At 61.6% G+C, this 24154-nt stretch carries 26 protein-coding genes; 21 read left to right on the top strand and 5 right to left on the bottom strand.

Annotation, left to right across the window (positions count from 1 at the left end):
- The first annotated feature begins 21 nt into the window (after positions 1 to 21).
- The 17 genes from MEMAR_RS03040 to mtrH all read left to right on the top strand — a co-directional run bounded on the left by MEMAR_RS03040 (position 22) and on the right by mtrH (position 15371).
- Positions 22 to 423: a molybdopterin dinucleotide binding domain-containing protein gene (locus MEMAR_RS03040; protein WP_011843464.1), complete on the top strand. Its 402-nt coding sequence runs from the start codon at positions 22 to 24 to the stop codon at positions 421 to 423.
- On the top strand, positions 420 to 1733 hold the full coding sequence (locus tag MEMAR_RS03035) for a formylmethanofuran dehydrogenase subunit B (RefSeq protein WP_011843463.1): 1314 nt from the start codon (positions 420 to 422) through the stop codon (positions 1731 to 1733). Before MEMAR_RS03040 ends, MEMAR_RS03035 begins: the two co-directional genes overlap by 4 nt.
- Before the next feature lie 3 nt (positions 1734 to 1736).
- On the top strand, positions 1737 to 3443 hold the full coding sequence (locus MEMAR_RS03030) for a formylmethanofuran dehydrogenase subunit A (protein ID WP_011843462.1): 1707 nt from the start codon (positions 1737 to 1739) through the stop codon (positions 3441 to 3443).
- 12 nt (positions 3444 to 3455) lie between these two features.
- On the top strand, positions 3456 to 4262 hold the full coding sequence (locus MEMAR_RS03025; protein WP_011843461.1) for a formylmethanofuran dehydrogenase subunit C: 807 nt from the start codon (positions 3456 to 3458) through the stop codon (positions 4260 to 4262).
- A gap of 363 nt (positions 4263 to 4625) precedes the next feature.
- Entirely contained in the window at positions 4626 to 5930 is a 1305-nt protein-coding gene (gene mcrB, locus MEMAR_RS03020) for a coenzyme-B sulfoethylthiotransferase subunit beta (RefSeq protein ID WP_011843460.1), read from the top strand.
- Positions 5931 to 5947: 17 nt separating this feature from the next.
- Positions 5948 to 6424, top strand: coding sequence for a methyl-coenzyme M reductase operon protein D (gene mcrD, locus MEMAR_RS03015; RefSeq protein WP_011843459.1), 477 nt, complete (start codon positions 5948 to 5950; stop codon positions 6422 to 6424).
- Position 6425: 1 nt separating this feature from the next.
- Positions 6426 to 7049, top strand: coding sequence for a methyl-coenzyme M reductase I operon protein C (mcrC, locus tag MEMAR_RS03010; RefSeq protein WP_011843458.1), 624 nt, complete (start codon positions 6426 to 6428; stop codon positions 7047 to 7049).
- Between the two features lie 17 nt (positions 7050 to 7066).
- Positions 7067 to 7831: a coenzyme-B sulfoethylthiotransferase subunit gamma gene (mcrG, locus tag MEMAR_RS03005; protein WP_011843457.1), complete on the top strand. Its 765-nt coding sequence runs from the start codon at positions 7067 to 7069 to the stop codon at positions 7829 to 7831.
- A 5-nt stretch (positions 7832 to 7836) separates the two neighbouring features.
- Complete coding sequence (gene mcrA / locus MEMAR_RS03000; protein WP_011843456.1) at positions 7837 to 9543, top strand: coenzyme-B sulfoethylthiotransferase subunit alpha; 1707 nt, start codon at positions 7837 to 7839, stop codon at positions 9541 to 9543.
- A gap of 194 nt (positions 9544 to 9737) precedes the next feature.
- A complete protein-coding gene (gene mtrE, locus MEMAR_RS02995; RefSeq protein ID WP_011843455.1) occupies positions 9738 to 10643 on the top strand; it encodes a tetrahydromethanopterin S-methyltransferase subunit E in 906 nt (301 codons plus the stop codon).
- Positions 10640 to 11491 carry a tetrahydromethanopterin S-methyltransferase subunit D gene (mtrD, locus tag MEMAR_RS02990; RefSeq protein WP_011843454.1) on the top strand — a complete coding sequence of 284 codons (852 nt, stop codon included), beginning with the start codon at positions 10640 to 10642 and terminating at the stop codon, positions 11489 to 11491. The genes mtrE and mtrD overlap by 4 nt, the downstream gene beginning before the upstream one ends.
- A complete protein-coding gene (mtrC, locus tag MEMAR_RS02985) occupies positions 11492 to 12343 on the top strand; it encodes a tetrahydromethanopterin S-methyltransferase subunit MtrC (RefSeq protein ID WP_011843453.1) in 852 nt (283 codons plus the stop codon).
- Complete coding sequence (gene mtrB / locus MEMAR_RS02980) at positions 12344 to 12628, top strand: tetrahydromethanopterin S-methyltransferase subunit MtrB (protein ID WP_011843452.1); 285 nt, start codon at positions 12344 to 12346, stop codon at positions 12626 to 12628.
- Positions 12629 to 12641: 13 nt separating this feature from the next.
- Positions 12642 to 13364: a tetrahydromethanopterin S-methyltransferase subunit A gene (gene mtrA, locus MEMAR_RS02975; protein WP_011843451.1), complete on the top strand. Its 723-nt coding sequence runs from the start codon at positions 12642 to 12644 to the stop codon at positions 13362 to 13364.
- Between the two features lie 5 nt (positions 13365 to 13369).
- Positions 13370 to 13579 (top strand): tetrahydromethanopterin S-methyltransferase subunit F, encoded by a 210-nt coding sequence (locus MEMAR_RS02970; protein ID WP_011843450.1) that lies wholly within the window; start codon positions 13370 to 13372, stop codon positions 13577 to 13579.
- Between the two features lies 1 nt (position 13580).
- Positions 13581 to 14318, top strand: coding sequence for a tetrahydromethanopterin S-methyltransferase subunit A (gene mtrA, locus MEMAR_RS02965; RefSeq protein ID WP_011843449.1), 738 nt, complete (start codon positions 13581 to 13583; stop codon positions 14316 to 14318).
- 15 nt (positions 14319 to 14333) lie between these two features.
- Entirely contained in the window at positions 14334 to 15371 is a 1038-nt protein-coding gene (gene mtrH / locus MEMAR_RS02960) for a tetrahydromethanopterin S-methyltransferase subunit H (protein ID WP_011843448.1), read from the top strand.
- A 212-nt stretch (positions 15372 to 15583) separates the two neighbouring features.
- Here the strand turns inward: mtrH and MEMAR_RS02955 are convergent, their stop codons facing one another.
- Positions 15584 to 16549: an EF-Tu/IF-2/RF-3 family GTPase gene (locus MEMAR_RS02955; protein WP_011843447.1), complete on the bottom strand. Its 966-nt coding sequence runs from the start codon at positions 16547 to 16549 to the stop codon at positions 15584 to 15586.
- Between the two features lie 148 nt (positions 16550 to 16697).
- On the opposite strand from MEMAR_RS02955, the gene MEMAR_RS02950 reads away from it, so the two are divergent.
- The 4 genes from MEMAR_RS02950 (at position 16698) to MEMAR_RS02935 (ending at position 20859) form a co-directional block, all read left to right on the top strand.
- The gene (locus MEMAR_RS02950; RefSeq protein WP_011843446.1) at positions 16698 to 17648 is read left to right on the top strand and encodes a FecCD family ABC transporter permease; all 951 of its coding nucleotides are present in this window, start codon (positions 16698 to 16700) and stop codon (positions 17646 to 17648) included.
- A complete protein-coding gene (locus tag MEMAR_RS02945; RefSeq protein ID WP_011843445.1) occupies positions 17645 to 18901 on the top strand; it encodes an ABC transporter ATP-binding protein in 1257 nt (418 codons plus the stop codon). The genes MEMAR_RS02950 and MEMAR_RS02945 overlap by 4 nt, the downstream gene beginning before the upstream one ends.
- 150 nt (positions 18902 to 19051) lie before the next feature.
- A complete protein-coding gene (locus tag MEMAR_RS02940; protein WP_011843444.1) occupies positions 19052 to 20116 on the top strand; it encodes an ABC transporter substrate-binding protein in 1065 nt (354 codons plus the stop codon).
- An 8-nt stretch (positions 20117 to 20124) separates the two neighbouring features.
- On the top strand, positions 20125 to 20859 hold the full coding sequence (locus tag MEMAR_RS02935) for a sugar phosphate isomerase/epimerase family protein (RefSeq protein ID WP_011843443.1): 735 nt from the start codon (positions 20125 to 20127) through the stop codon (positions 20857 to 20859).
- A 4-nt stretch (positions 20860 to 20863) separates the two neighbouring features.
- On the opposite strand, the gene MEMAR_RS02930 is transcribed toward MEMAR_RS02935, so the two are convergent.
- Genes MEMAR_RS02930 through MEMAR_RS02915 form a run of 4 tightly spaced genes read right to left on the bottom strand, consistent with a single transcriptional unit; the run spans position 20864 to position 24070 of the window.
- Entirely contained in the window at positions 20864 to 21262 is a 399-nt protein-coding gene (locus tag MEMAR_RS02930; RefSeq protein ID WP_011843442.1) for a hypothetical protein, read from the bottom strand.
- A 6-nt stretch (positions 21263 to 21268) separates the two neighbouring features.
- Complete coding sequence (locus tag MEMAR_RS02925; protein ID WP_011843441.1) at positions 21269 to 22054, bottom strand: energy-coupling factor transporter transmembrane component T family protein; 786 nt, start codon at positions 22052 to 22054, stop codon at positions 21269 to 21271.
- Entirely contained in the window at positions 21985 to 23514 is a 1530-nt protein-coding gene (locus tag MEMAR_RS02920; protein WP_011843440.1) for an ABC transporter ATP-binding protein, read from the bottom strand. The genes MEMAR_RS02925 and MEMAR_RS02920 overlap by 70 nt, the downstream gene beginning before the upstream one ends.
- Complete coding sequence (locus MEMAR_RS02915; protein ID WP_011843439.1) at positions 23504 to 24070, bottom strand: hypothetical protein; 567 nt, start codon at positions 24068 to 24070, stop codon at positions 23504 to 23506. Before MEMAR_RS02915 ends, MEMAR_RS02920 begins: the two co-directional genes overlap by 11 nt.
- Between the last annotated feature and the right edge of the window lie 84 nt (positions 24071 to 24154).

Raw genomic sequence — 24154 nt, 5'->3', positions numbered from 1 at the left:
AATAGACAGGGGATACAAACAATGGCAATCAGAGTGAATTTGATCACGGGTCGCACGATCCAGCAGGGGGTGTCCATGGAGGCGGGGAAGGAAAAACCCGCCTACACCACTGCCTGCGGGATCATCGAACTCGACCCGGCGGACTTTAAGAAGCTGGGAGTTTACCGCAACACGAACGTACGCGTCACCAGCAGTTACGGCAGTGTCATCGTCAAGGCGGTCGATGCAACCCAGGGTCCTCACCCGGGTGTGGCATACATACCGATGGGGCCATGGGCAAACATGGTGGTCAATCCGAACACCTACTCGACCGGCATGCCAACGTTTAAGGGTACGCCTGTTGAGGTGGAAGTCGCCAAAAACGAACCCGTCCTCGGCTCACTGGAACTGGTGCGCAAGGGATGCAGGGGTGAGCTGGCATGACCAAGACTGTAACCGACGTTATCTGCCCGTTCTGCGGAACCCTCTGCGACGACCTCGAGGTCGTCGTCAGCGATGACGGAGAAGAGCTCCTCGAGGTCTACAACGCCTGCGCCATAGGTGCCGAGAAGTTCCTCCACTCCCAGGCAAAAGACCGTATCACCCGCCCCCGCATGCGGCAGGAGGACGGGTCATGGAAAGAGATCTCCTACGACGAGGCAATCGAGTATACCGCACGGATGCTCACCGAAGCAAAGAAGCCCCTGATGTACGGCTGGAGCTCCACGAACTGTGAAGCACAGGCCGTCGGCTCCGAGATCGGTGAGGCCGTGGGAGCGGTCATGGACAACACGGCAACCGTCTGCCATGGAACATCCCTTATCGCAGTTCAGGATATCGGTATTCCAAGCTGCACGCTCGGCGAGGTCAAGAACCGTGCCGACCGGATCCTCTTCTGGGGATGCAACCCGGCACACGCCCACCCGCGGCACATGTCCCGCTACTCGATCTTCCCCCGCGGATTCTTCACCGGTAAGGGCCATGCGGGCCGTAAGATGATCGTCGTCGACCCGCGCCCCACCGACACCGCGAGCATGGCGGACGTCCACCTGCAGATCGAGCAGGGGCGCGACTACGAGCTCCTGAACGCGCTCCGCGTGGCGTTTAAGGGTGAGAAACTCCCCGACGTCGTCGCGGGAATCCCGAAAGAGAAGATCTACGAGGTCGCCGAGACGCTCAAGAGCGGCCGTTTCGCGATCATCTTCTTCGGCATGGGCGTGACCCAGTCGCTCGGGAAGAACCACAACATCGACGAGGCTATCGCGGTCACCCGTGACTTAAACGAGTACACGAAAGCAGCCATCATGCCGATGCGCGGGCACTACAACGTCACCGGCTCCGGCCAGGTCTGGGGCTGGCTCTTCGGGTTCCCCTATGCAGTGGACCTCTCCCGGGGATTCGCCCGCTACAACCCCGGCGAGACGACCTCAAACGACCTGCTCCGCAGGGACGAGGTGGACGCCGTCTTTGTCCTCGGAAGCGACCCCGGCGCACACTTCCCGTTCAGCTCAGTGAAGAAGATCTACAACCGTCCGTCGGTCGTTATCGACCCCCACGAGACCCCGACCACCGAGGTTTGCAAGGTCCACGTTCCCGTCGCCTTCGTCGGCGTCGAGGTGGGCGGGTGCGCATACCGGATGGACAACGTGCCGATTGAGACCAGGAAGGTCGTCGAGCCCCCGGAGGGCATGATGACCGACGAGGAATTCCTGAAACGCGTTCTTGGACGCGTCAAGGAGATCCAGGGGGTGTAAGCGATGGCAGAGTATCTTATCAAGAACGGATTCGTCTTCGACCCGGTCCAGGGCATCAAGGGAGATGCAGTCGACGTCGCCATCAAGGACGGCAAGATCGTCGAGACGACTGCTCTCAGCAGCCCGAAGGTCATCGACGCCACGGGTAAGACCGTCATGGCCGGTGGTGTCGATGTCCACGCCCATGTCGCCGGCCCGAAGGTGAACACCGGCAGGAACTTCCGCCCTGAGGACAAACTATTCACCTATAAGCCCAAGAACGGCATCGAGCGGATGCAGGGCGGGTTCTCGGTCCCGACGACGATCCGGACCGGCTACAACTACGCCCGCATGGGCTACACGACCGTGATGGAAGCGGCCATGCCGCCGCTCTACGCCCGGCACACCCACGAGGAGATGCGGGATACGCCGATCCTCGATCAGGGGGCCTACCCGGTCTTCGGGAACAACTGGTTCGTGCTCGAGTACCTCAAGAACCACGAGATTGAGAACGCCGCCGCCTACATCGCCTGGCTTCTCAGGGTCACGAAGGGCTACGCAGTCAAGGTCGTCAACCCCGGCGGCACCGAGGCCTGGGGATGGGGCCTGAACTGCGAGAACGTTCACGACCCGGTTCCCTACTTCGACATCACCCCGGCGCAGATCATCAAGGGCCTCATCGAGGCGAACGAGTACCTCGGTCTCCCGCACTCGATGCACATGCACGCGAACAACCTCGGGAACCCCGGCAACTACACGACGACGCTGGACTCGTTCAAGCTCTCGGAGGGCATCAAGCCGAACAGCAAGTTCGGCCGCGACCAGGTGATGCATCACACTCACGTCCAGTTCCACTCCTACGGAGGCGACTCCTGGGCGAACATGGAGTCGAAGGCGAAGGAGATCATGGACTACGTGAACTCTCACGACAACATCACCATCGACATAGGTCAGGTGACGCTCGATGAGACCACGACCATGACCGCCGACGGGCCGTTCGAGCACCACCTCACGGAGCTGAACCACTTAAAGTGGGCGAACGCCGACGTGGAACTCGAGACCGCCGCAGGTGTCGTGCCATACGTCTACAGTCCGAACATCAAGGTCTGCGGCATTCAGTGGGCTATCGGCCTTGAGCTCGCGCTGCTCGCGAAAGACCCCATGCGGGTCTTCATAACCACCGACCACCCGAATGCCGGGTTGTTTATCCGCTACCCGCGGATCATGAAGTGGCTCATGAGCACTGAAGCACGTGAGCAGCAGTTCGACGCCTTCAAGCACAAGGATAAGGTCATCGACGCAACCAACCTTGCCGGTATCGACCGTGAACTCGGCCTCTACGAGATCGCGCAGATGACCCGCGCAGGAACGGCAAAATCGCTCGGTCTTTCGCACCTCTACGGCGGGCTTGCGCCCGGCCTCGAAGCGGATGTCGCTGTGTACGACTTCAACCCGAACGAGCCCTATGTGCCCGACGACATCGAGAAGGCGTTCCTGAACGCAGAGCACGTCTTCAAGGCCGGCGTACAGGTCGTCAAAGACCACGAGATCGCCTCGAACGGCAACAAGCGGACGCTCTGGGTGAACGCAAAGGTCAACGAGAACCCGCAGGTGATGCGTGACGTCAAGGAGAAGTTCCTCCGCTACTACACCGTCAACTTAAACAACTACGAGGTCGCCGGGCACTATCTCCCGAACTCGTACGTGATTGAGGTTGACGCGACCGAGTGAGGTGAGAGAAGGATGGAAACTGTTACACTTACCATAAAGAACCAGCCCGATCTCTACCTCGAGGCCGACAACATCACCCCCGATGCGTTTGCCGGTAAGAAGGCCGAAGAGATCGCCGACCTCCACGTGTACGTGGGCAGGGAGCAGCACCGGCTCGGAGAATTCTTCGAGGTCTCCGGCAACGCCGGAGCAACGCCCGAGGAGACGAAGATCGTCGTCAACGGCGATCTTTCCCGGGTCAAGTACATCGGCATGAAGATGACCGGCGGCGAGGTCGTCGTCAACGGCAACGCCGACATGTACGTCGGGGCCTGGATGCAGGGCGGCAAGATCACGGCGAACGGGAACGTCGACGCCTTTGCCGGAACCGGCATGAAGGGCGGCGAGCTCGTCATCAACGGCAACGCCGGGAACTACCTCGGCGCCGCCTATCGTGGCGACTGGCGCGGCATGCAGGGCGGAAAGATCACCGTCACCGGCAATGCCGGAAGCGATATCGGCACCTTCATGAACGGCGGCGAGATCGTCATCGGCGGCGACGTCGATGTCCATGTCGCCACCCATGCCGAGGGTGGAAAGATCGTCATCAAGGGCAATGCAAAGAGCCGCCTCGGCGGCCAGATGGTGGAAGGCGAGATCTACGTCCTCGGCGACATCGACGTCATGATGCCCGGGTTTGCATACCGCGAGGATGTCGACGTCGATATGGACGGCATCAAAGGACGGTTTGCTCTCTACGAGGGCGACCTCGGAGAGCGCCACCGAAAACGGAAGGGTCAGACGATCTACGCTAAACTCTACCAGCGGATCGAGGCCTGAGATCCTCTTTTTTTTGCGAGCACACATACGGAGTACCGATCGTCGGAGAGCGGATGCGATCGGTGTAGAAAACGTAGCACGCAATAACAAAACTTTACTATTTTCATGTTACGATAGACAGGGTAAGATACGTTTACTATTTGGAGCGATCTGGATATTTCCAGCAGATATTTAATATCTGGCTCGTGTTATATATCTGATCAGAGACATAAATAGCAATGCTTATATCATCAGAGAAGGTTACTATCATTTTGTCCCACGAGGACGTGCAGTAGTCACCATCAGCCACAGTCAGCGATGCTTTTAGCGTTCATTTCACAGTCCCGGATTGTATGCACTTAAAGAGGGTAATGGAGGAAAATTATGGCAAAATACAAGGAAACTATTGACCTGTACGATGATGCAGGCAAGCAGTTGAAGAGTGGTGTGCCGCTTGAGAAGATCAGCCCGCTGGTCAACCCGGCGACCAGGAAACTCATCGACCTCACCAAGAGGACGATTGCAGTCAACCTGGGCGGTATTCAGGAAGGCCTGAAGACCGGAAAGGTAGCCAAGGGATATGTTCTCGGGCGTGAGATGAACCTCGACATCATCGGCAACAAGGATGCCATCATCGGTAAGATCAAGGAGATGGTCCAGGTCGAGGAGGGTGACGACACCAACATCCGCGAGTTCGGCGGCGGCAAGCTCATCCTCGTCGAGGTCCCGAAGACCCGTCTCGAGGCTGCATCCACCTACGACGCCGCGATCACCTCGGTCGCATCCGCTACCACCTTCTCGCTCGTCGAGCAGTTCGACATCGGAGCGTTCGACGCAGCGATGGTCAAGGCGGCAGTCTGGGGCGGCTACCCGCACACGATGGACCTTACCGGTGCCAACGTCACGTCCATTCTGTCGATCCCCCAGAACAACGAAGGTCTCGGCTACGCGCTCCGGAACATCCCGGTCAACCACGCCGTGATGATCACCGGCAAGAACGCTATGCAGGGCGCCGCACTCTCGTCCACCTTCGAACAGGCAGGAATGTTTGAGATGGGTAACGCCATCGGACCGTTCGAGCGTGCCCAGCTGCTCACTTACGCTTATCAGGGCCTGAACGCGAACAACCTGGTCTATGACCTCGTAAAGAAGAACGGCGCAACGGGAACCATCGGCACGGTCGTGCAGAGTCTGGTCGAGCGCGCCATCGAGGACAAGGTCATCACCCCGGGCAAGAAGGGCGGGTACTTCCAGTTCTACAACACGAAGGACCCCATGCTCTGGAACGCCTACGCCGCTGCGGGAACCATGGCAGCCACCATGGTCAACTGCGGTGCCGGACGGTTCGCCCAGGCAGTCTCCTCGACGCTCCTGTACTTCAACGACCTGCTCGAGCACGAGACCGGTCTCCCCGGCTGTGACTACGGCCGTGTCATGGGTACCGCCGTCGGGTTCTCGTTCTTCAGCCACTCGATCTACGGTGGCGGCGGCCCCGGTATCTTCAACGGTAACCACGTCGTGACCAGGCACGCCGCAGGCGTGGCTATCCCGTGCGTGGTCGCTGCGGCGGCACTCGATGCCGGAACGCAGATGTTCTCGCCGGAGAGCACATCCAAGGTCTACGGCGACACCTTCGGCCAGGTTGACGTCTTCAACAAGCCGATACAGCAGATCGCAAAGGGTGTGTAAATAACACAAGGATGCTAATGACCGAAGCCATATACCCTCAGGTTCGAATCGTTTCTGCGCGATTCCTCAGACCCGATACGGTGGAACAACTTCTGAACAGGCTTGTTCGGATCGGCGGGATTCTCCGGATGTCTCTTACCGGACAGAATCTTCCCGCCACCGTTCCCTACGGCCCGGCGCGGGGGAAACCCAACCCCCACCCGGACCGCAAGGTCATCCGTGTCGGAGACCAGGAAGTCCAGCTCGAGGTACAGGTAGGAGCTGTTATCCTGGAACTCGAGGACGAGTCGTACATCCCGGCCATCGAGGAAGCGGTCGACGAAGTCTTTGCCAGCAAGGACTTCTCCTGCGCCGTCCAGAAAGGACGGTTCATGAAGACCACCCCGACGGTGTCCGACTACGCGAAATACGGACCTGACGCCGACAGAGAAGTTCTCGGGCTCGTCGATCCCAGGAAGAAAGGCGGTCCCGTCATCATTCAGGGAAACAAGTGAGATGCCAATCGGAAGAGTAACCCAGGTTGTCGATTGCCGCGAGAGCATGGGGATGGGAAAAGGAGGCGGTCTTGCCCAGCGGGGCACCATCTCCGAGACCAGGTCCCCGGATGTGATCGTGATTGGAATGTCCCCCGGCCGCAGGCACGTGACGAAACCGGTCTGCGACATCACCTCCGGTCTCCGGAGGGAGGGGGCGGAGTTCTCCGTGACCACGCTCGTCCTCAACGCAGGAAGCGGGGTTCCGGCGGATTCGCCCGTCGCGGGTCACGTTCTCGGAGCCTATTTCGGGCTGACGGAGAAAGAGATCGCCCAGATCGAGCAGCACAAGGTAGCCATCCTGCATCATGGGAACGTTCGCTCCCATGTGGTGCAGAAAGTCCGGTTTATCCTTGAGCACACAGACATCAGGGCCATCGTCGTATCCCAGGTTCCGATCGACTTCGAGGATCTCGCAAAAGAGGGGGTCAGGACCGCAGCGGTTATGCCGCCGCCCGACCGGACGAAGACGAAAGGCATCGTGATGGATATCGTCAGCGGCGTGACAAGGGGTCAGACACCGGGCAGGGAAAAATTGGCAGAGGTCATTCGTGCCGTTATGAAAGTGCTAAAAAGCCCAACATGAATGAGGTGAAAGAAAACATGGCATACAAGCCCCAATACGGACCGGGTACATCCAAGGTCGCCGCAAACCGGCGCAAGCAGATGGACCCCAACCAGAAGCTTGAGAAAATGCGTGATGTGACTGATGAGGACATCGTACTTATCCTCGGCCACAGGGCGCCGGGAGCCGCCTATCCGACGGCCCACCCGCCGCTCGCCGAGCAGCAGGAGCCCGACTGTCCCATCAGGAAGATCGTAACCCCGACGGAGGGTGCCAAGGCCGGCGACCGCGTCCGCTACATCCAGTTTGCGGACTCGATGTTCTTCGCCCCCTCGCAGCCCTACCAGAGGACTTACACCGAGTGCTACCGCTTCCGCGGTATCGACCCCGGTACGCTCTCCGGCCGTCAGATCGTCGAGTGCCGCGAGCGCGACCTCGAGAAGTACTCGAAGGAACTCATCGAGACCGAACTCCTCGACCCGGCCCGTACCGGCATCCGCGGCGCGACCGTGCACGGTCACTCGCTCCGTCTTGCCGAGAACGGCATGATGTTCGATATGCTCCAGAGGAGCGTCCTTGGCGAGGACGGCATCGTCCGCTACGTCAAGAACCAGATCGGCGAGCCCCTCGACCGTGCGGTTGCCGTCGGCAAGCCGCTCGACGAGAAGTGGCTCAAGGCCCACACGACGATCTTCCACTCGCTCGGCGGCAGTGCCTACCGTGACGACAAGGAGTACATCGAGTACGTCCAGCGCATCCACACGCTGCGGACGAAATACGGGTTCCTACCCAAGGAGGCCTGATTACGATGGCAAAGATTGAGAGAACCCAGAAGCTGTTCCTGAAATCCCTCAAGGAGAAGTTCCAGGGCCAGGATGTCGAGTCCGAGACGACCGAATTCTACAAGTTCAACGGCTACCACCAGTCTCCCCGCAAGGAGGAGTTCGTGAAGGCAAGCCGTGCCGTCGAGATGGACCGCGGCATCTCCATGTACGACCCCGTACGCTGCCACCTGGGCGGTATCCCGCTCGGCCAGCGCCAGCTGATGACCTATGAGGTCTCCGGCACCGGCGTCTTCGTCGAGGGTGACGACCTGCACTTCGTCAACAACGCTGCGATGCAGCAGATGTGGGACGATATCAGGAGGACCGTCATCGTCAACATGGACCTCGCCCACCAGACCCTGCAGAAGCGTCTCGGCAAGGAAGTCACCCCCGAGACGATCAACGAGTACCTCCACGTGCTGAACCACGCGATGCCCGGCGCGGCCGTCGTCCAGGAGCACATGGTCGAGACTCACCCCGGCCTCGTCGACGACTGTTACGTCAAGGTCTTCACCGGCGACCAGGAACTCGCCGACGACCTCGAGCCCCAGTTCGTCCTCGACGTCGAGAAGCTCTTCCCGGCGAAGCAGGCCGAAGCGCTCTCCGCAGCCGTAGGAAAGTCCCTCTGGCAGGCGATCCACATCCCGACCACGGTCTCCCGGACCTGCGACGGTGGAACGACCTCCCGGTGGTCTGCGATGCAGATCGGTATGTCCTTCATCGGTGCCTACCGTATGTGCGCCGGAGAAGCGGCCGTCGCCGACCTCTCCTACGCCGCGAAGCACGCAGGCGTCATCCAGATGGCGTCCCACCTGCCCGCCCGGCGTGCCCGTGGCCCGAACGAGCCCGGTGGTATCGGATTCGGTCTCTTCTCGGATATCGTCCAGGCGAACCGGAAGTACCCGAACGACCCCGCGAAGGCCTCCCTTGAGGTCGTCGGCGCCGGAACCATGCTGTTCGACCAGATCTGGCTCGGCTCCTACATGTCCGGCGGTGTCGGATTCACCCAGTACGCAACCGCGGCCTACACCGACAACATCCTCGATGAGTTCACCTACTACGGTATGGACTACATCAAGGACAAGTACAAGGTCGACTGGAAGAACCCGAGCGCAGACGACAAGGTCAAGCCGACCTACGATACCGTCAACGACATCGCAACCGAGGTCGCCTTGAACGGCATGGAGCAGTACGAGCAGTACCCGACCATGATGGAGGACCACTTCGGCGGTTCCCAGCGTGCCGGTGTGCTTGCCGCCGCCTGCGGTCTTTCTTCATCGATCGCAACCGGAAACTCCAACGCCGGCCTGAACGCCTGGTACCTCTGCATGCTCCTGCACAAGGACGGATGGTCGCGTCTCGGCTTCTTCGGCTACGACCTCCAGGACCAGTGCGGTTCCGCGAACACTCTCTCCATCCGTGGAGACGAGGGCGCGATAGGCGAGGTCCGTGGCCCGAACTACCCGAACTACGCGATGAACGTCGGCCACCAGGGCGAGTACGCTGCAATCGTCGGCGGTGCCCACTACGGGCGCGGCGACGCGTGGTCTTTCGACCCGCGGGTGAAGATCTGCTTCGCCGACCCGGCGCTGAAGTTCGACTTCGCCGAGCCCCGCCGCGAGTTCGCGAAGGGTGCCATCCGCGAGTTCATGCCCGCCGGCGAGCGTTCGCTCATCATCCCGGCCCGGTAACCCCAAATCAACTTTTTTTTATCTAGCGTAACCCTACATGCCTAAAAAAGACATTCCGGCCGATTTTTCACGTTTCGTTGCGATAACGGCGCAACTTTTCGAAACCTTTAATTAAGTCATAAACAACTGTTAAATGAACCAAAAAGGTTTTGAACTCATACTCTGGTGCCATGAGCACCGGAGGAGGATGCTGAATGGAAGAGATCGTATTTGGCATCGGCATTACCGCATTGGCAGGTGCTCTTGCAACCGTCGCCGGCGCTGCGGAAGACACTGAATCTGATATCGGATCACAGGGTGACCCGAACTCGCAGGTTCAGCTGGCTCCGCAGATGGGATATATTCACCGCATCTTCAACAAGGCAGTTGCCGGTGAACCCCCCGCGTACGGCCTATGGGTTGCTCTGGGTGCAGGCCTTGCTTGGGCATTCATGGCGATGCAGATAAACCCGATACTTGCAATCGTGCTTGGGAGCGCTCTCGCGGTCTTCGTGCAGGGCGTGTATGCGACTACCGCATACCTCGGCCGTACTGCAAGTCTCGCCAAGTTCGGACAGCCGGTCTATATCGATATTCTGAAATCGATGACGACCGTGACCATGGCACACGCGTTCGTAGCAATCTTCACCACCGTCGCGATGTGTCACCTGATGATCAGCGCACTCGGCCACCCCTTCCCGCTCCCGCTTCTGGGTCTCGTCTGGGGTATCGCACTCGGTGCGGCTGGATCTGCAACCGGTAACCCGTTCTACGGAAAGGAGCGGCAGTACCAGGAGCAGAAGTTCGGAGCAGGCGTTCCGATCTCTGCGTCCGGAAACATCGTCCGCTACGCCGAGGCCGGCCAGCGGAACTCGCTCGACAACGGTTTCTTCAGCGCCAAACTCGGCGGCCCCGCGTCGGGTATTTGCTTTGGCCTGATCGTCTTCTTCGAACTCTGGCGTACCGTGGTCTTCGAAGAACTCAACATCTGGGGACCGATCATCGTCGGTATCGTCGTTATCCTGATCTTTGCCATCATCGACCGCTACATCGAGGTCTGGGCAAGGAAGAACTTCGGCCCGTACACGGCTCCCGAGGCTCCTGAGGAGGCATCGTCATGAGCGCACTCGGCGGACCTAAACAGACAGGAGGCATCCAGCCCCCAACGGCAATGGGCATCGTCCTCAGCATCGTTCTTATCATCGTCGCGCTCGGACTCGCCTACTACCTCGTACAGATGGCCGGAGTGCTTGCCCTCGTCGGCATCATCATCGGCGGTGTCCTGGTCGCATTCGGCGTCCACTTCGTCCCGGTCGGCGGTGCCCCCGCTGCAATGGGACAGTCGCCCGGTATCGCGACCGGTGTCGCGATGCTCGCGGCCGGTGCCGGCCTTGCCGGACTCTTCGGCGGCGCATGGGCCGCTCCGTTCGGACTCGCAGTCGCCCTCGCGGGCGGTGCGGTCGGCGGCGGACTGTTGATGGCGATCACCTGTACGATGGTCAATGTCATCTACATCTTCGGCATGGGCATCCCGGCAGCATCCGGTAAGGTCGACAAGGACCCGATCACGGGCGACACCTTCCCCGAGTACAAGAGCCAGGGTACCGAGGGGCACGGCCTCCCGTTCATCTCCTGGGTCGGCGGCGTCATCGGCGGCGCACTCGGAGGTCTCGGCGGCACGCTCATCTACCTCGAGCTCCTCGACGTTTACCAGGCACAGCTGCCCGTAATCCTGGACGCCACGGTCGAGCAGATCGCGCCCGTCGCAATCTCGCTTGCCGGCGTCTTCGCGGTCGCTATGTTCCTGATCAACGCCGTGCTTGCGGCATACAACATCACCGGTACTATCGAAGGGCCGCACGACCCCAAGTTCAAGCGGTTCCCGAGAGCGATCATCGCAGCCGCCGTGGCATCCGCCATTGCAGGTTTCTTCGCGATTGCGCTGCTCGAACTGGTGGGGGTATTCTAAATGTCAGTGAAAATTGAAGTCGGAGCAGGCGGCATCCCGCACAACCAGGTCCTGATCTTCGGACTTGTGGGATCGCTCGTCCTGATTTACCTGACATACCTGAACACGTACTTCCAGACCCAGTACTTCGCGTTCTTCGGCGGGCTTGCCGCCGTCGCCGCACTCATCTGGGGTACCGACACGATCAAGCACCTTTGCAGTTACGGTCTCGGTACCGGTGTCCCGTCGGCGGGTATGATCGCCCTCGGGTCCGGTGTCATCGCCGCGCTCTTCGGAGCCACGACCGGCATACTCGCGCCCATCGTGACGGTCATCATCGCCGCAATCATCGGCGCGGTCGCCGGGCTGATGGCAAACCACGTTGTCCGGATGGACATCCCCGTCATGGTCATCTCGCTGATCGAGCTTGCCATCGTCGGTGCAATGACGGTGCTCGGCCTCGCGGCCATGGCCTGCGGGTCGTTCGAGTTCCTCAACATGATCACCGGCACGGTATCCTTCCTCGGGTTCACCATGCTGACCTACGAGACTTCGGTCATCGGCGGCAGCATCATCGCCGTGATCTTCATGCTCGGCGCTATCGCCATCCAGCACTCCTTCAACGCCTGTCTCGGGCCGGGAGAGCAGCAGGACCGGACACTCACGCTCGCAGCAGAGTGTGGATTCCTCTCCATGATCACCGTCGCGATCATCTCGTTCGCGTTCATCGGACTCCTTCCAGCTCTCGTCGCACTGGTGATCTCCATCATCGGGTGGCTCTACACCTACACGAAGTACATCGCGCTCTCGAAGCGTGACGCCTACGCATGGCTCGACGCTCAGCCCATTATGGAGCCCAAGGGAGGTGCCTAAATGGCATACGTTCAGGTACTGCCCGAGTTCGGCCTGGTCGTCGACCCGATGGTCGGCATTGTCACCACCGCCGGTGTCTCGTACACCCCCGTGCTCGAGCAGGTGACGGAACTTGAGAAGATTACCGACGACCTGGTCGGCATGCTCTCCGGAGAGGGCAACTTCCTGGCATCGTTCCCGAACAGGGAAGGTGTTCTCAACGTCGCCGGAGGCGTGACCGCATTCTGGTACGGCATGGCAATCGGCCTTCTGGTTGCCGGTGTCGTCGTATTAGGACTGCTGTGAGGTGAAGAAGAACATGGTTGAAAAGAAATCACCGGCCAGCGGATGGCCGATTGTTCAGGGCGACTTCCACACGGGAGATGCACAGAGTTGCGTCGGCGTCGTCACCATGGGATCCCACCTCGACGAGCAGGGCATCTGCGATGCCGGAGCGGCAATCGCCGGGTCCTGCAAGACCGAGAATCTCGGCCTTGAGAAGATCATCGCGAACGTCATCTCCAACCCCAACATCAGGTTCATCCTCTGCTGCGGTACGGAGGTCAAGGGACATCTGTCCGGGCAGAGCTTCATTGCCCTGCACGAAGGCGGAGTCTCCGGCGGAAAGATTGTCGGCGCCCAGGGAGCAATCCCGTTCATCGAGAACCTCTCCGACGATGCGATCAGCCGCTTCCAGGAACAGATCGAGATCGTCAACATCATGGAAAGCGAGGACATGGGTGCCATCAAGGCCAAGATCGACGAGCTCAAGGCCAGAGACCCAGGTGCCTTCGGCGCGGAACCCATGATCGTCGAGGTTAAGGAAGCAGGCGGTGCGGCAGAGGAAGCGACCGGTGAAGTGCAGCCGCTCTCCGGCGAACTGGCACTGGTACACGCACGGATGAAAGTCATCGAGCGGATGGTCACCGACATAGGCTATCGCAACAAGTTTGCCGCCGGTGTCTACTCGGGCAAGATCGAGGGTCTCATGATCGGCCTGATCGTCTCGTTCGTGATTCTGGGGTTCATCTTGCTGGGGTGAGATAAATGGCAGAAGAAGTTACACAGGCAGGCCCCATCCGGATGACCTCGATCAACAGAATGATGGACTCCATCCGGTACAAGGCACAGATCCTTGCCCGCACGACCAAACTTGAGTCGGGCATCATGGGCATGGGGATCCTCGGATTCGCGATTGGGCTCATCGTAGCCGTGCTTCTGATTGTGATTCCGGCACTGCTGCTGGGGGCGATCTAACATGGTTGAAAAGAAATCACCGGCCAGCGGATGGCCGATTGTTCAGGGCGACTTCCACACGGGAGATGCACAGAGTTGCGTCGGCGTCGTCACCATGGGATCCCACCTCGACGAGCAGGGCATCTGCGATGCCGGAGCGGCAATCGCCGGGTCCTGCAAGACCGAGAATCTCGGCCTTGAGAAGATCATCGCGAACGTCATCTCCAACCCCAACATCAGGTTCATCCTCTGCTGCGGTACGGAGGTCAAGGGACATCTGTCCGGGCAGAGCTTCATTGCCCTGCACGAAGGCGGAGTCTCCGGCGGAAAGATTGTCGGCGCCCAGGGAGCAATCCCGTTCATCGAGAACCTCTCCGACGATGCGATCAGCCGCTTCCAGGAACAGATCGAGATCGTCAACATCATGGAAAGCGAGGACATGGGTGCCATCAAGGCCAAGATCGACGAGCTCAAGGCCAGAGACCCAGGTGCCTTCGGCGCGGAACCCATGATCGTCGAGGTCAAGGAAGCAGGCGGTGCGGCGGAAGTCGCCGTTGCAGGTGCAAACCCGCAGTTCCTTGAGATCGAGGAACGGCTCAACGCCATTGAGGAGCGGATCGAGTTCGTCGATGCCGAGATCGCCCAGCGTGTTGGAAGAAAGATCGGGCGCGATATCGGCATCCTGTACGGACTGGTCGCAGGTTTGATTGTATTCATGATGTTGTTGGTATTACTGCCCAAATTGATTGGGTATCTGTAAGGAGGATTGACGAATATGTTCAAATTCGAAAAAGAGCAGACGGTACACGACTTCAACGGTACCAAAATCGGCGGGCAGCCTGGAGAATACCCGACCGTGCTCGGTGCATCCATCTTCTACAACAAGCACGAAGTTGTACTGGATGACCACACTGGAAAGATTGACAAGGAAAAGGCAGAGGCGCTCTGGAACCGCTGCCAGGAACTCTCGGATATCACCGGCATTCCGCACTTCATCCAGATCATCGGGGAGTTCGGCGAGGCCTTCGAGAGTTACATCGACTGGTTCTGCAGCATCGATGACAAGACCGCGTTCCTGATGGACTCGTCCGTCCCGGCGGCGCTCGCCCACGCGTGCGAGTACGTCACCCAGGCCGGCATTGCGGACCGTGCGATCTACAACTCGATCAACGGCTCGATCCTGCCCGAGAACATCGAGGCGCTGGCAAAGAGCGACGTGAACGCAGCAATCGTCCTTGCCTTCAACCCCGGCGACCCGTCGGTTGCCGGCCGCGAGAAGGTCCTGACCGAGGGCGGCGTCGCGGGACAGGAGATGGGTATGCTCGAGATCGCGGAGAAGTGCGGCATCACCCGCCCGATCCTCGACACCGCGGCAACCCCGCTCGGTCTCGGTTCCGGCGGTTCGTACCGTGAGATTCTCGCCTGCAAGGCGATCCACGGCCTGCCGACCGGCGGTGCCTACCACAACATGACCGTCTCCTGGACCTGGCTGAAGCGCTGGAAGGGAACGAAGAAGACTCCCTCACAGCAGCTTGCCGGTCTCGAGGGCAAAGAAGGACTCGTTGAGCAGCTCCTGCACCACTACCTCGGTGGTACGGACGGTCTGCGCCAGGCGGCCTGGTCTGCGCCCGATATCGGCTGCAACATGATTGCAAGCACCCTCGGTGCCGACCTGATCATGTACGGCCCGATCGAGAACGTCGAGGCGATGATCACCGCACAGGCCTACACCGACATCGTCGTGCTGGAAGCGGCACGCGACTTCGGCATCGAGCCCCAGGTGGACACCCACCCGCTCTTCAGGCTCATCTAAACCCTACTTTTTTTACGCCGTCCTTACGTCCAGTCTCTCCCGGAACGTCGCATCCCTTCAGCGGGAACCGCAGATCTCCTGACTCGCGAACCCAGGAGCGGCGGCGGAGATCAGGTGCACCCCGGAAATGCGGGCATCAGAGGTGTTTACCGAAAACGCCCGAAAAAAAGATTGTGCCTGCCGGAAGGCGAAGGGCTCCCCGCGCCGGCCGCTCACGCGAGCTCGATATGCCCGGCGATCCGGAGTTTCCCGCCCTCGAGGTAGTGGAGCACCGCCGCGTCGCCCGGGAGGTAGACGAGATCCCGCTCGAGCACGAGCGTCAGCGTCGGTTGCCGCCAGTCCCCGTCGTCCCGCACCGCCTCCACCCGCGCCGGGATGAACTGCATCCAGTGGCCGAGGTGGAGCACCGTCCCTGCCGTGAGCGGCGCCGGCCAGTACCTGACCAGGGTCGCCCGTGCCTCAACCTTCGCACCCAGCCGGATTGCGGGGTCATTGGAGAGGACGAACCCGCGGTCGAGGTCGTCGGACTCGATGTTCTTGAGCGCAAGCCCCACGCGGTCGCCCTCGGCGGCCCAGTCGAAGTCGTCGTCGTGCTTCTGGATAGAGCGCACCGTGATCGCCTGCTCCCCGGGGTAGACCTTCAGGGTGTCGTGCTTCCTGATGCCGCCCCGCACCACGCCGCCGAGGATGACCGTCCCGATGCCGCGGACGTTGAAGTGGTGGTCGATGGGGATGGTTCCCACAACACCGGCGGCGGACGGGACGGAGGAGCGGGTATGCGCCTCGCCAAGCAGGAGATCGCGCAGCGCGATCGGGTCGGTGTCCACGAACGCGTAATGCTCGAGCACCGTCCCGCGCAGGAGCGGCGCGACGTCTTCCGGGGTCAGGTAGTTTCGGAGGACAATGTAGCCCCGCTCCACCCCCGCCTCATTGAGCATCAACACCCACTCCCCGAGCATCGGCGTGATCTCGCTCACCACGACGAGAGCCGCATCCGCCATCGATGCGGCGTAGAAGAGCGGCGCCAGCCGTTCGGGATACCGGGTAGGCTCGATGACGGTGACGGTGTCCTCGCCCTTCTTCAGGTTATAAAAGGTGATATCGGATTCCGTGCCTTTTTTCCCGAGGTCTTTTGCGTAACCGACGGGTCCCAGCACGGCAACATTCAGATTGCCCATATGCCTGATCTCTTGGTTATCCAGGGCAATGAGGTTTGCTCCATGCAGTTAGAGGAAACGAACTCGTGCATACACCAGGTATCAAGAGAACCCATGCAGACAATCCAAATAGATTTTAACAAAGTAAACTTAATTTTATGACACACCTATGCGGAGAACGGCACCGATCATCATCGCAACACTCATCTGCGCGCTCCTCATCAGCATGGCCTCCGCGGTCGCTCTCGGACCGAGCGGGCTTGCCCTGGGGTCGCTGCTTACCTCGGACAACGCCTGGATGATCCTCTGGGAGATCCGGCTGCCGAGGGTGATCGCCGCGGCGCTGGTAGGGTGCGGGCTTGCCGTGGCAGGCACGGCCATGCAGGCGCTGTTCCGAAACCCCATGGCCGACCCCTACATCATCGGCACGTCGTCGGGCGGGGCGCTCGGGGCTACCCTCGCAATCGTCCTCTTTGCCGGTACGGGACGCACCGTGCTTGCATTCGCCGGGGCGATGATCGCAACGTTTACCGTATACTTCATCGCCCGCAGAGGGGGCAAGATCCCGGTCGAGACGCTCCTGCTCTCCGGTGTCGCCCTCGCGACGCTCCTGTCGGCACTCCTCTCCTTCCTCATGTATACCGCAGGACGGAGCCTGCACCAGATCATGTTCTGGCTGATGGGAGGATTCTGGAACATATCGTGGAACGACGTCATCGTCGCCCTTCTCATCCTGATCGGAGCCGCAGGGATCTATCTCTTCGCACGCGACCTCAACATCCTCGCCCTGAACGAAGAGGACGCAACCCACCTCGGGGTGAACGTCGAGCGGGCGAAACAGATCCTCCTCGCACTGAGCGCCTTCGTGACGGGAATAGCCGTTGCGGTAGCCGGCTCAATCGGGTTCATCGGCCTGATCACTCCGCACGTGATGCGGCTGATCGTCGGCCCCGACCACCGTTTCCTCTTTCCCGCGGCCGCACTTGCAGGCGCCATCCTCCTCGTATGGGCGGATGCGCTCACGCGAACCTTCACGAGCGACATGCCGGTCGGTATCCTGACCGCCTGCTTCGGCGCACCGTTCTTCATATACCTCCTCCGGAGCCGGATGAAAGCATGAAACCGATTGAAATCATCGATATCGACGTCTCCTACGGCGCAAAGAAGATCCTCGAAGCCATCACGTTCCACGCGGACGCAGGCGAGATCCTCGGTATCGTCGGGCCGAACGGATCGGGAAAGACGACGCTTTTGAAAGCGATGAGCCGGGTCGTCGCCCGGGATAACGGGGAGATCCTGCTTGACGACCGGGATCTCGACTCGCTCGGGCACCGCGAACTTGCGCGCCGGGTTGCGGTCGTTCCGCAGGACATCTCGATCGGCTTCGACTACACGGTGCGCGACGTCGTCATGATGGGCAGGCACCCCTACATCGGAAGGTTTGCCTCCGAGACGGCCCGGGATGTGAAGATCTGCGACCACGCCATGCACCTTGCAAACGTCGCAGCTCTCGCCGGGGCCTCGGTGCACGACATCAGCGGCGGGGAACGCCAGCGCGTGCTCATAGCGCGGGCGCTCGCGCAGGAACCGACGATCCTGCTGCTCGACGAAGCAACCTCGAACCTCGACGTCAGCCACCAGGTCGAGATCCTCAACATCATCAGGGACCTCGCGGGTGAGATCACGGTCGTAAGCGTCTTTCACGACCTGAACCTGGCCGCATACTACTGCGACCGGCTCCTGCTTCTCAAAGACCGGAAGGTCTACGCCGCAGGAGCACCCGGGGCGGTCCTGACCCGTGAAAACATCCGCGAGATCTTCGGGATGGAGATGCTCGTCAAACCGCACCCGCTTACGGGAAAACCGTACGTCCTGCCGGTATACATGCACCAGTCGAGTGCGGGAGCGAACCGGCGGGTGCACGTCGTCTGCGGCGGGGGAACGGGCTCCGACATCCTCCACCTGCTCCACGCCGCGGGTTTCACGGTCACCTGCGGCGTCTTAAACGTCCTCGACACCGACTACGGGACGGCCATGCACCTCGGCCTTCCCTGCGTCGTAGAGCCCCCGTTTCACGGCATCACCCCGGAATCGCTCTCGGGCCTCAGGAAGTGCCTGGACAGCGCGGACGCCGTCATCGTTACGGCGATGCCGATCGGCAGGGGGAACCTCGACAACCTCCGGGTGCTGCTCGACTATCCGGCAAAGTCCGTAGTCTTCTACGCAAGAGACCATACCACCCGGATGGAAGACTGCACCGGGGGCGAAGCCGGTGCGGTGCTGGCGAACCTGGAGGCGCGCGGGGCGCTCCGGGTCGAGGGGGCGGAGGAACTTCTTGCCCGCCTCTCGCGGGACGGCTCCGATCGCGATTGAACCCCAGACCGCACCCTGCGGCCATCAAACCCGCCGGTATGCGCCGGATCGTTTTGGGAACGGGAAACACACGATCGGCAGGCGCTTCAGTGCCATAGCGTGATCACGATTTGTAAGTTATTATTACCTCAACGCAAGTGTACTATAGTAATGCAAACCACGCGCCTGATACACTCTCTTGCATCGCTTGTCGTGCTGCTCCTGCTCGCCGGGACGGCCGGTGCGACACCCGTGCCTCTCGAAGAACCGCTCGCAACGGCGGACGGCGGCGAACGATCCGTGGCGGTGACCGACGACTCCGGGAAGACCGTCCTCATCCGGGGAGCACCGCAGAGAATCGTCTCGCTCGCGCCTTCCAATACCGAGATCCTGTATGCCCTCGGGCTTGATGACCGCATCGTCGCCGTCACCGAACGCTGCGACTATCCGCCGGCAACAGCCGATAAGCCGAAGGTAGGCGGTTTTAGCACCGTCAACATCGAGAAAGTGATCGCTATGGAGCCCGACCTGATCTTCGCCGCGCCCGCCAACACCGACGAAGTCATCGACCGCCTGCGATCGCTCGGGATGACCGTCGTCACCCTCGACCCGCAGACGATCGACGGTGTCCTGCACGACATCGAACTTGCCGGAAGGGCAACCGGGCAGGAAGAAGAGGCTTCGAGACTCATCGAAGAACTCCGGGCACGCATGGGAGTTGTTGCCGGAGAGGTGGCCGAGAGCCGGACCGAACAACCGTCCGTCGCCCACGTCATCTGGCACGACCCGCTCTGGGTCTGCGGGCAGGGAACGTTCCAGAACGAGGTGATCACGATTGCCGGCGGAACCAATGCGTTCGGCCCGGTCGACGGCTGGAGCATCGTCAGCCTCGAGGCGTTCATCACCACGAATCCCGACTACATCCTGGTCAGTTCGGGCAGCGGGATGGACCGGGACGGCTACGACGCCATCTACAACTACATCATCAACGAGCCCCGCCTGCAGAGGCTCGATGCGGTCAGGAACGACCGCGTCTACGTCATCGACGCCGACGTCGTCAGCCGGGGGAGCCCGCGGATCGTGGATGCGCTTGAAGAAGTGGCGGGCCACCTCCATCCGGAAACCACCGGGACGGGCACGCCGAAGCCGACCGGGACGGTTCAATCACCGGGGTTCGGCGCGATCACGCTCATCTGCGCATTATCCGCAGCCGTCCTGCTCCTGCAGAAGAGGTAGGCCGGAACGTGAACGAGATCGGCTGCTCCACCTGCTGCCTGATGGACCGGACGCTCGAGGAGGCGCTTGGTCTCATCTCCAGCCGTACGAACCTCGCGGAGATCCTCTCCGACGGCCCCCACAATCTTTTCCGGTTCGAAGAGGTCTGCCGTTCGTTCGATCTCCGCTACACCGTCCACGCCCCGGTCGCCGATATCAACATCGCGTCCGAGAATGAGCGCCTTCGAAGAGCGGCCGTCAGGGTTCTTTTGGATCTCGCAGCGGTCTGCGACCGGATCGGCGCCGAACGGCTGGTCGTCCACCCGGGGCACGTCTGGGGAGAAGAGATGCGGGTGGTTGCGCAGGCTGCTCTCGACCGGTCGCTTGACGACCTCGCCGCCGTTCAGCAGGAGGTGAACGTCCGGTTCGCCGTCGAGAACATGGGGGCATGGGAGATCTGCTTCTTCAGGTCGCCGGAGTTCCTCGACCGCCTTGCCAACCGGAACCTCGGCTTCGCCCTCGACGTGGGGCACGCCCACACAAACGGCAACCTGGCATCTTTTCTTGAACAGGGAACAGCAATCCACGTCCACCTGCACGACAACCGCGGAAGCCGGGACGACCACCTGGCCTGCGGCGACGGCAACATCGATCTTTGCCGCGTGATGGCGGCCCTCCCGCCGGGCGTCACGAAAGTCGTCGAGCCGAACACGTTTCAGGACTACGAACGAAGCCTCGAACACCTGAAAGGGCTTTCTCCCTGAACAATCACGGTTCGCGGCCGATCAGGTGCTTCACCGCCGCGAGGAACTCCCAAAACTGCTTCGAGATCTCCGGGCCATCCGAACCCGGGTAGGCGTTTGCACCCCGGACGACGGTATTCCACCCGTCCATCTCCATCCGCAGGTGCCAGTAGGTGACGTCGCAGCAGGAGTGTGCGGAGACGTACTCCTGCTCCCACTCCCGGACACCGAGCCGGTCGACAGCCTCCCGGAACCGCCCCCATTCCTCCGGTGCCGGCGACGCCTCCGTCACCACCCCGGAGTAGCCGCCGGCACTCGCCCACTCGTAGAGGAGCCGGCCGTCCGCGAGCCTGACATAGAGGGACGGCCCGGCGCTCCCGCCGATGTAGAACTCGAACGCCGCCGGAGGTGAACCGCCGCACATACCAGGCTATACGAGCAGCACGGCCAAATACCCTGCGACCACAACGCCCATGCAGCAGATCCCGGCGACGTCGGCGCGGCCCAATGAGAGGTCGCGCATCGGCGTCCGCCTGCCGGAACGGTATCCACGCAGATCGATCGTCAGCCCGAGGATCGTGGCCTTCCCGAGCGAGTTCGAGACCAGGGGGATAATGATGGGGAAGAGCCCCCGTATCTTCCCGGCAAGGCCGTTCCCCGGGTTGTAGGCGCGGGCAAGCTGCGCCTCGTGGATCCGCTTCCCCTCGAGCTGCAGGCTCGGGATGAACCGGAGCGCGATCAGGAACATGAGGGTGTAGTCGACCGGCATCCTGAGACGGTCCATGACGTGGACGAGGTCGCGCGGCTGGGTCGATATGACCAGGAGCTGGAACGCAAAGAGCATCGCGGCGAACCGAAGCGACATCGCGAGTGCAAGGTCGATCGCCCCCGCCGTGACGGGGAGCGCCCCGCCGATGACCGGGATCGACTGCGGAACCAGGTAACAGACGATCTCCCCGCTCCTGATGGTGAGAACGGTGAGGGCGAGCAGGCTCGCCGCGAGCGAGATGAGCAGCGGAACCTGCCGGAGGAGATCGCGGGCGAGCCCGCTCACGATCGCTATGGCCACGACCGCCCCGGCAAGAGCCGTGAGCATCACGGTATCGCTCGTCAGCACCGCAAGGGCCACGACGACGACCGCAAAGATCAGTTTGGTGAGCGGGTGGAGGCGGTGAAAGGCGCTCTCCCGGGTGACGTACTGCATGATTTCGGACATGGTTCCTCCTCGTAAATTCCGCTGTCATGGATGATTCTTCCCTGCTCCATCCGGACGGTGCGGTCCGCATACTCCTCTCCAAGACGCATATCGTGCGTCACCATGATGATCGTGTGGCCGTCCTGCCGCAGGCGGCCGAGGATCTCCATGACCCTTCCCGATTCGCGGGTATCAAGCCCGGTCGTGGGCTCGTCGAGCACGATCACGTTCGGTTTCATGGCGATGACGCAGGCGATGGCCAGACGCTGCCGCTCGCCCCGCGAGAGCGAACGCGGGTAGGCCGTCTTCCGGTGGATGAGACCGACCTCGCGAAGGGCCGCGTCGACCGGCTCTTCCGAAGCGCCGGGGTCGATGTTCCTGAGCCCGAACGCCACCTCCTCCGCCACAGTCTCCGCAAAGAGCATGGTGTCCGGGTTCTGGAAGACGAGGCCCACGTGGCGCGCGAGTTCCGCTATCGGGACGGTTGCGGCGTCGAGTCCGTCGACGGTGACGCTGCCTTCGGTCGGACGGAGCAGCCCGTTGAAGTGCTTGACGAGCGTCGTCTTCCCGGATCCGTTCTCCCCGACCACGGCGACGATCTCTCCGGAAGCGACCTCGAGGTCGAGGTCCCGGACGGCCACAACCCCGTCGTAGCGGTGGACGAGCCCCCGGACGGATATGACGGGTGGCGCCCCCGGGGGGGCTGCCGCCGGTGCGGGAGGCCGGGCGCCGTCGCCTGCCGGGTGCTGCAGGCAGGCGTCCTCCGCCATCTGCTCGGGAAGGACCTCCCTGACGATCGCTCCGCCTTCGACGACGACCATCCTGTCCGCGATGGCGGCTAGGTCGCCGAGTTTCTGCTCGACGATGAGCACGGCGGTACCTTCGCCGGAGAGCCGCCGGAGAAGGGCGGATACCGCACCGGTCGCTTCCGTGTCCAGTTCGGCGGTGGGTTCGTCGAGGATCAGGATCTTCGTGCCGAGAGCGATGGTTGCGGCGATGGCGACCCGCTGCTTCTGCCCCCCGGAGAGGGTGTGCGGGGCACGGTCCGCAAGATCGGCGATCCCGGTCGCCTCCATCACCTCGCGGAGCCGCCGCTGCATCTCCTCCCGGGAGAGGCCGAGGTTCTCGAGGCCGGACGCGACCTCCTCCTCGACGGTCGTGAAGATGAGTTGGGCATCGGCGTCGTCGAAGACCACCCCGACGTGCCGCCCGATCTCGCCCATGTTCTGGTAGTCCCGGACGCTCTTTCCGAGGATGGCGATCGCGCCATCGAGCGTGCCGCCGTACTCGTGGTGGAGGATGCCGGACGCCGCAAGGCAGAGCGTCGTCTTGCCCGCCCCGGTAGGGCCGGTGACGAAGACGATCTCCCCTCTCCCTATTTCGAGGCTGATCCTATCAAGCGCCGGCGTCTCCGAGCCGGGGTAGGTGTAGGAGACCCCCCGGAGGGAGAGGGCGATCTCTCCCCCGGTCTCAGGACTCATCGACCGGCCTCGAATCCCGTCCCGGGGCCTTCTCTCGGGCCCCCCGCATCAGTGCCCGCGATGCCGGCATCTCGAGCGCCTGGGCGACGGCGGCGTTGACCCCCGCCGTGATCAGGACGATCGGCACGGTGACCGCGAGGAACGCCTCGAGGGTTCCGAACTTGTCAAGAACCGTCGGGGCAACGGCGAGGATGGAGATGAGGATGAACGAGAACCCGCTCGCGAACGTGGCGAGAAGCGTCGTTACCGCCGGGGCGAGGACGAACCGGTCTCTCAGCACCAGGTAAACCCCGAGACAGGCGACCGCACCGATGGGTTCGCTGATGAGGTTTGCGGGCGGGAAGATCGAGTGGCTGAGAAGCGCACAGACGACGCCGGCCACGACGCCGATCCCGAGCGCCTCACGGAACGTGGGCGCGATGAGGATGATGGCGAGGCAGTAGAAGGCGATCACGAGGTTCGATACGATGGGGCCGGGGATCAGGAGGGACATGTACCTGATGATGGCTCCTATGGCAAGGAGTATGCCGACGATTGCAATATCTCTTGATTTCATGGTATCAATCTCATACTACTAGGGTTCTACGAGCGATTGACAGGGTATGTGCAGCGGGACGGAGACCGGATGACCCGACCACGC

Source organism: Methanoculleus marisnigri JR1, from assembly GCF_000015825.1.
Lineage (GTDB): Archaea > Halobacteriota > Methanomicrobia > Methanomicrobiales > Methanoculleaceae > Methanoculleus > Methanoculleus marisnigri.
Note: the sequence above shows the minus strand (reverse complement) of the source record. Positions and strands in the feature narration are given on the sequence as shown.